This window comes from Halomonas sp. DP3Y7-2 (assembly GCF_019800795.1).
Taxonomy (GTDB): domain Bacteria; phylum Pseudomonadota; class Gammaproteobacteria; order Pseudomonadales; family Halomonadaceae; genus Halomonas; species Halomonas litopenaei_A.
Genome location: NZ_JAHVKJ010000008.1, coordinates 425,274 through 432,764 on the forward strand (window position 1 = coordinate 425,274; position 7,491 = coordinate 432,764).

General features: G+C 63.1%; 7 protein-coding genes. 5 read left to right on the forward strand and 2 right to left on the reverse strand.

Features of this window, described 5'->3' with window-relative positions:
- Positions 1–146 precede the first annotated feature (146 nt).
- Together KUV45_RS11645 and KUV45_RS11650 are read left to right on the forward strand one after the other, a co-directional pair.
- A complete protein-coding gene (locus tag KUV45_RS11645; protein ID WP_222163149.1) occupies positions 147–1,265 on the forward strand; it encodes an HlyD family secretion protein in 1,119 nt (372 codons plus the stop codon).
- The gene (locus tag KUV45_RS11650) at positions 1,262–2,821 is read left to right on the forward strand and encodes a DHA2 family efflux MFS transporter permease subunit (protein ID WP_224852023.1); all 1,560 of its coding nucleotides are present in this window, start codon (positions 1,262–1,264) and stop codon (positions 2,819–2,821) included. Before KUV45_RS11645 ends, KUV45_RS11650 begins: the two co-directional genes overlap by 4 nt.
- Positions 2,822–2,858: 37 nt before the next feature.
- On the opposite strand, the gene KUV45_RS11655 is transcribed toward KUV45_RS11650, so the two are convergent.
- Entirely contained in the window at positions 2,859–3,326 is a 468-nt protein-coding gene (locus KUV45_RS11655; RefSeq protein WP_222163150.1) for a DUF3592 domain-containing protein, read from the reverse strand.
- A gap of 51 nt (positions 3,327–3,377) precedes the next feature.
- Between KUV45_RS11655 and KUV45_RS11660 the strand changes: the two genes are divergently transcribed.
- Positions 3,378–3,839 carry a TerB family tellurite resistance protein gene (locus tag KUV45_RS11660; protein ID WP_224852022.1) on the forward strand — a complete coding sequence of 154 codons (462 nt, stop codon included), beginning with the start codon at positions 3,378–3,380 and terminating at the stop codon, positions 3,837–3,839.
- 229 nt (positions 3,840–4,068) lie between these two features.
- Positions 4,069–5,397 carry an FAD-binding oxidoreductase gene (locus KUV45_RS11665; RefSeq protein ID WP_222163247.1) on the forward strand — a complete coding sequence of 443 codons (1,329 nt, stop codon included), beginning with the start codon at positions 4,069–4,071 and terminating at the stop codon, positions 5,395–5,397.
- Between the two features lie 151 nt (positions 5,398–5,548).
- Here KUV45_RS11665 and KUV45_RS11670 read toward each other — a convergent pair whose 3' ends face one another.
- Positions 5,549–6,079 (reverse strand): hypothetical protein, encoded by a 531-nt coding sequence (locus KUV45_RS11670; RefSeq protein ID WP_308126709.1) that lies wholly within the window; start codon positions 6,077–6,079, stop codon positions 5,549–5,551.
- A 302-nt stretch (positions 6,080–6,381) separates the two neighbouring features.
- Between KUV45_RS11670 and pyrC the strand changes: the two genes are divergently transcribed.
- Positions 6,382–7,422: a dihydroorotase gene (gene pyrC / locus KUV45_RS11675; RefSeq protein WP_222163151.1), complete on the forward strand. Its 1,041-nt coding sequence runs from the start codon at positions 6,382–6,384 to the stop codon at positions 7,420–7,422.
- Positions 7,423–7,491 lie beyond the last annotated feature (69 nt).

The window sequence follows — 7,491 nt, forward strand, 5'->3', positions numbered from 1 at the left end:
AGCATGCGCTACACTAATGCGGTTCATGAATTTGCGCTGTCGAGGGCCGCGCCTTGCTGCCCCCTCCCGGTGCTTCGATGAAGAAGCGCGTGGGTCGACACAGGCGGCAACTAGACAAGCGTAAGACAGGGTACGTGGGGGACGAGATGACGCGTGGCAAGAAGGCAATCGTGGCACTGGCCGGGCTGATGGCCTTGGTGGCGCTGATCTGGTGGGGCATGAGCTGGTGGTCGACGGGCCGTTACTTGGAGGAGACGGATAATGCCTATGTGCATGCGGATGCGGTCAGTCTGCGCGCTGAACTATCGGCGTTGATCCGGGAGCTGCCGGTGATGGATAACCAGCAGGTGCGCGCTGGTGATGTTCTGGTGAAGCTGGATGACACCGACGTCAAGCAGCAGCTGGCTCAGGCCCTGGCGGACCAGCAGGTTGCTCGTTCCCAGCAGGTCCAGGCCAGCCGGCAGATCGAACGACAGCGTGCGGCCATCGAAGAGGCGCAGGCCCAGGTGGTTTCTGCCGAGGCGCAGCATGCTCAGGCGCTTCGTCATCTGGAGCGCTCGCGCTCGCTGGCGTCACGCCAGTACGCCTCGGAGCAGCAACAGCAGGACGATGAAGCCAGCGTCAACGTGGCCGCGGCCACGCTAGCGGCACGCCGGGCGGCACTGACCTCGGCCCAGCGACAGCTGGACGTTGCGCTGGCCGACGAACAGGCGGCGCAGGCGCGTGTCGTATCCGCACAGGCGGCAGTGGAGGTCGCCCGACACCAGCTGTCAAAGGCGACGCTGCGGGCCCCGCGCGATGGCGTTGTCGGTGCCATCACCGCGGAGGTCGGGGATCTGGCGCAGCCCTCGCTGACCCTGATGCACCTGGTGCCGGTCGAGTCGGCCTACGTGGTGGCGAACTTCAAGGAGACCCAGACGGAGCGCATGCGCATTGGTCAGCCGGTGCGACTGGCGGTCGATGCCTATCCCCAGGTGCATTTCGAGGGGGTGGTCGACAGCCTGGCGCCGGCGACGGGGTCCCAGTTCAGTCTGCTGCCCCAGGACAATGCCACCGGCAACTTCAACAAGATCGTGCAGCGGGTGCCGGTCAAGATTCGACTGACCGGGCCTGAACAGGCACTGGGCGTGCTGCGTGCGGGGTTGTCTGTGGTGCCTGAAGTCGACACCCGTTCCCTGGACGGTGATCCCTTGGGCGCGCGGCACCAGGCCGAGCGCGAGCAGACGCCCCCGGTAGCGGCGACGCTGGCAGGGCCAGGCGCGTGAGTCAGTCCCCAGCGCTTGCCTCCGCGGCGCCTTCGGGCGCCGATGAACTGCCCCCCTGGCCTCAGCGTATTGGCTTTATTGCGGCGGTATTCGGCATGTTCATGGCGATTCTGGATATCCAGATCGTGGCCAGCTCGCTGAACGAGATTCAAGCCGGCGTTGCCGCCAGTAGTGAGGAGATCTCCTGGGTCCAGACGTCCTACCTGATCGCCGAGATCATCATGATTCCGCTGTCCGGGATGCTGACCCGGATTCTCTCGACGCGGGTAGCCTTTGTGCTGTCCAGCGTCGGCTTCACCCTGGCAAGCCTGGGATGCGCCCTGGCGACCAGCATCGAACAGCTGGTCATCTTGCGGGCACTGCAGGGCTTTCTTGGCGGGGCGATGATCCCGATCACTCACGCCATCAGCTTCTCGATCTTTCCGCGTCGGATGATGGGCGCCGTTCAGGCCGTGATCGGCATGGTGGTTACCATGGCGCCGTCGGTGGGGCCCACGGTGGGGGGCTACATCACGGAGATCGCCAGTTGGCATTGGCTGTTTCTGGCTAACGTGATTCCAGGTGTGCTGGTCAGTTGGGCGGCGTGGCGCTTCTTGGATATCGACAAGGGCGACCGCAGCGCGGCCAGGCGTCTGGACGTGCTGGGGCTGGCGCTGATGGCGGTGTTTCTGGGGTGCCTTGAGTACGTGCTGGAAGAGGGCCCCGGGGATGACTGGTTCGATGATCACCTGATCCTGATGCTCTCGCTGACCTGCGGCCTGGCCGCCATCGGCTTCTTTGTACGCACGCTGCGCCATCGGTATCCGATTGTGGGCCTGCACGCGTTTGCCAACCGCAACTTTGCGCTGGGCGCCGGCCAGGGATTTGTGATCGGCATCGCCCTGTACGGGCTGGTCTATCTGATGCCGCTGTTTTTTGGCTATGTGCGCGGATTTTCCAGCCTGCAGATTGGTCAGGTCATGTTCGTGACCGGGGTGGCGATGTTCTTCACCGCTCCCGTGGCCGGTCGGCTGTCCGGCAGCGTTGACCTGCGCGTACTGATGTTTGTGGGCTTTGTGCTGGTGGGGGTGGGCTCGATCATGAACGCCTGCCTGACCTCAGAGTCCGGGTTCGAGCAGTTCTTCTGGCCGCAGATCGTGCGCGGGGTGGGGCTGATCCTGTGCATCATTCCGGCCTCGCGCATTGCGCTGGGAACCTTGCCGCGTGAAGAGGTGGGCAATGCCAGCGGGCTGTTCAACGTCATGCGCAACCTTGGTGGGGCGGTCGGTCTGGCGCTGATGGACACCGTGCGCGACATCCGCGAGGACTATCATTGGAGCCAGTTGATCGGTGCAGTAAATGAGGGGCGCGGTGTCGTGCTTGAGCGGTTGCAGGGATACGAGAGCTTGCTTGCCGGTCATGTGGCGGATCCGCAGCAGAGCGCGCTGGCGCTGGTCGGGCAGACGGTGGCGCGTGAAGCCCAGGTACTGGCGTTCAATGACATCTTCTTGTGGCTGGGTGCCCTCTACCTGCTTTGCGCGCCGGTGGTCCTGCTGGTTCGGCGGCCAGAAGCCTGAGCCGCCACTTGCGAGCATTGCCTGGGGCTCGCCAGGGTCAGGTCTTGGTCGTGTATAGCGCGAAGGCGCCTAGGCTTGCCATCAGCAGGAATCCCGCCAGGCCCAGGCGTCCCCAGGGCAGGCTGGCCGTGCCTAGGTGGATGATGGTCGGGTCTCTAGGCGAGTAGCGCACCGTTATCTGACTGCCGACGGGGTAGGCCGCCAGGTAGGCCTCGGCGTCCTCGCGGCGTTCGAAGGAGGGAACGCCATCAAAGCCACTGTTGTCGGAAGTTACAAGGCGACCCTCGAGTCGGCCTTCGACGGCCACGCGTGCCAGATATCGCTTGGCCTGTTCATCCCGCTCGCGCTGATGGCGCTGTGCTTCGGCCAGTCTGACGCCGGTGTCGGTGACGGTGACCTGGGCGCTGGGCCAGCGGTTGACGTCCCGCACCTTCCAGGCCCCGACGCCTGCAACAATGGCGCCAACCAGGGCAGCGAGTGACACGATCAGCAGCGGATGAGGCATGGCGGTATCCTGCGAAGACATTGAGATGGTGGTACAGGCAAGGAGATAACGATGACGATGATGGCCTCCCTGAGGAATTGGATCAACGATGTGGCGCAGCCGCAACACGCCCAGGCAGACGTCGATCTGTCCTTGGCCACGGCGGTTCTGCTGTGTGAGGTGGTGCGGGCAGACTATCGCATGGATGACAGCGAGATCGCGCTGATGCGCGAGCAGCTGCAGCAGCGCTTCGAGCTGGACCCGGCAGCGTTGGACGAGCTGATGTCGTTGGCTCGCCAGGAAGCAGAAACGGCCGTTGACCATCACCGTTTTGTGCGTGAGCTGAGAGACCGAACCGGGTATCAGGAGCGGGTCGCCCTGGTGCAGCAGATGTGGGCGCTGGCCTTTGCCGATGGAGAGAAGGATGCCCTGGAAGAACATCGCATCCGTGCCCTGGCCGAGTTGCTGCATGTCAGCCACGGCGATTTCGTGCGTACCCGTATCGCCGAGGAAAATCGCGCCGCGGCGCGGTGATCAAGGTAAGGACGCCTGCATCAAGCGAACTTGAGCAGCGACGGCATGGATAAGCTCAAGCGCGCTTGGTGTTTCGTTTTCTGGGTCTTTTGCTTTCAGTGTCCTTCGCTTTCAGGTCTGTCGCTCGCAGGGTCTGTCGATAGCGCTGTCGTCATTCGGAGAAATTGTAGTGGGTGAGACTGGCTTTTGTGACAGGTACACTGGATCATCCTGTTGAACGCGATCAGGGATAGTAAAGTTTTCTGATTCAGCCAGTGCGAGTCGAGACAAGGAGACGCAGATGTCGCGCAAGATGGTGGTAGTGGGTGCTGGGATGGTGGGCGTGTCCGTTGCTTGGCATCTGAGCCAGCGAGGTCATCAGGTGACCCTGGTGGACCGTCGCGAGCCGGGGCGTGAGACGTCCTATGGCAATGCCGGCATCATCCAGCGTGAGGCGGTTCGGCCCTATGCGTTTCCTCGCGACCTCGGCACGCTGCTGCGGGTGGCTCCGAATCGGCAGATCGATATCCGCTACCGCCCGGGTGCGATGATGGCCAACGCGGGTACCTTGTTGAAGTACTGGCAGCACTCAGCGCCGGCGCGGTATGAGCGAATTGTGCCTGAGTATGCGTCCTTGATTTCAGGCTGTATTGACGCCCATGCCGCCATGATTGCGGCATCGGGCGCTGAGGAGTTGATTCGTCGCGACGGTTGGCTGGAGGTGTATCGCAGCGAGGCCGAACTGACGGCGCGGCACGCCCAGGCTCAGGCCGATGCGCAGCGCTTCGGGATTCGCTTCAAGCGACTCGACAGAGCGGAGCTTGCCCAGCTGGAACCCGGCCTGGCGAGCGGCGCTGGCAACGACAGCGGCAAGGGGCTGGCCGGGGCCATTCACTGGCTGGACCCCTGGACGGTGGCCAGTCCGGGGGATCTGGTCGCTGCTTACGCACGGGCCTTTGTCGAGTCCGGGGGCGAGATCGTGCAGGCCAATGTGGACGCCGTGGAGCGCACTGGCCAAGCCTGGCGGGTGTCACTGGGTGGCGGTGCAGTCAGCCGCCAGCTGGACGCTGACGGTCTGGTCATGGCGCTGGGGCCCTGGACGCAGGAGTGGATGACGGCCTTGGGCTTGAGGATTCCGCTGTTCGTCAAGCGCGGTTACCACATGCACTATGCCCAGCCTGACGAGCGGGCGCTCGGTCACTGGGTCATGGACGCTGAGGTCGGCTATCTGCTGGCGCCGATGCGCCAGGGCGTTCGCTTGACCACCGGGGCCGAGCTGGAGCGGCTGGAGGCGCCGGCGCACCTAGACCAGCTGGAGGCGGCGGAGCGCAAGGCGAGGGAGCTCTTCCCCCTGGGGCAGCGGCTGGAATCCACGCCCTGGAAGGGTGCCAGGCCCTGCACGCCAGACATGAAGCCAGTGATTGGCCCGGTGCCGGGACAGGATGGCCTGTGGCTGGCCTGTGGTCATGGGCATCAGGGCTTCACGCTGGGCCCTGTTACCGGCAAGCTGCTGACCCAGCTGATCGAGGGGGAGCCGGCGGATATCGATATGACGCCCTTCAGGGTCGATCGTTTCTAACACGCTGTCCGGTTCAGAATGCAAAAGGGCCACGATGTTCGTGGCCCTTTTGCTTCTCACTGCTTTCCGTTCTTTCGTCTGGCGCTCTCGCTTTTCAGGCAAAGCCCCATAAGGGCTGCGTGAGGTGGCGTTGTCATGGTGAGGGGCGGGTTCAAGTGTTGTCTTTCTGCGGTTCGGCGGCTGTTGATTCGCCGGAAGTGGGGGGCAGTGCGCTGGCGCTTGCAGCGCTCACGTCAGGGTTGCTGTCAGCGTCGTCATCGCTGCGCTCTCCGCGGCGTTCAGCGATGGACCGGGCCAGCAGTTTCATCAGCAGGGTGACGAGAAAGACCAACCAGCTGGCGGTGGCCAGGACGTTGAACAGCAGCATTTTCTGCGCGCCGCTCAAGGGCGTGATCAGGTGATCGATGACGATGGCAAACAGAAATGCCAGGTTCAGCGGTAGCGCCAGAATATGCATCCACATCTCGGTGCGCCGCTTGCGCACGTGATAGCGACTCAGCATGACGCGCACCGGGCGATGCACAAAGCTCAGCAGGATCATGGTGCCCAGTATCAGCAGGGCAGCCAGTGCCGGCTCGGCGCTATCGATATGCAGTGATACGCTGATCGACCAATACAGCATCAACCACATCAGTCCCGCCAGGGTGGCGACCAGGTCGGCGTAGTGACGTACCTTGGGCATTGAGCTCTCGCTAGGGCTAGTCGGTAAAAACGGGGCGCAGGGGGTTCCTGGGTGACAGGCGAGGCCTATTGATTGGCCCTGAATGCCTCGTTCACTCTCCATGGCCATCTGGATGGCCACTGCCTTGTTCCGCGTCTTGTGTCGGCCTGTCCTGCCGGCGCCTTTCGCCTGTCAGGATAGTGCTCGCAGGAGACACTTGCGCATGATACGCGAAATATCGTGCTTTTGTGGCGATGAGCGGAGGTCGATCGCTTTGCGGTATACTGCGCCCGACCTTGAACCACTCGATGACAGGACAACAAGTGACTTCCATTACCTTGACCCGCCCGGATGACTGGCACCTTCACCTGCGCGATGGCGTCGCGCTTGAGTCAGTGGTAGCGGACACCGCGCGCCAAATGGGGCGTGCCATCATCATGCCCAACCTCAAGCCGCCGGTGACAGTGCTGGAGCAGGCGCTGGCCTATCGCGAGCGTATTTTGGCGGCGTTGCCGCAAGGTAGCCAGTTCGAGCCGCTGATGACGCTGTATCTGACCGACCGTACCACGGCGGAAGATATCGAGCAGGCCTGGGCTAGCGGCAAGGTACAGGCGGTCAAGCTGTATCCGGCAGGAGCCACCACCAATTCTGATTCCGGTGTGACCGATCTTAAGCATTGCGACGAAGCGGTGGCCACCATGGCACGCCTGGGCATGCCGCTGCTGGTGCATGGCGAGGTGACGGACCACGAGATCGATATCTTTGACCGGGAGAAGGTCTTTATCGACCGGGTGATGAAGCCGCTGCTGTCACGCCACCCCGAGCTCAAGGTGGTGTTTGAGCACATTACTACCGCCGATGCGGCGAGCTTTGTGGCCCAGGCCCCGGCCAATGTGGGGGCGACCATCACCGCCCATCACTTGCTGTATAACCGCAACCACATGCTGGTGGGCGGGATTCGTCCTCACTATTACTGCCTGCCGATCCTCAAGCGTGAGCGTCACCGTGAGGCATTGATCGAGGCAGCGACTTCTGGCGACACCAGCTTCTTCCTGGGCACTGACAGCGCTCCTCACGCTCGCCACGACAAGGAGAGCGACTGCGGTTGCGCTGGCGCTTACACAGCGTTGACGGCGATTGAACTGTACGCAACGGCATTCGAGCAGGCCGGAGCACTTGATCGCCTTGAGGGTTTTGCCAGTCACCACGGCCCGGATTTCTATGGGCTGCCACGCAACGCAGATCGCATTACCCTGGACAAGACCGAGTGGCAGGTGCCTGCCGAGCTGCCCTTCGGTGAAGGGAAGAGCCTGGTGCCGCTGCGTGCCGGTGAAACCCTTGGATGGAAGATGCGGGAGCAGTGATCCTCCCGCTGTCGTTGGCCTGGTGCTGGCGATGACGTGATCAGAAAACGACTGGACGCGCGGTACATC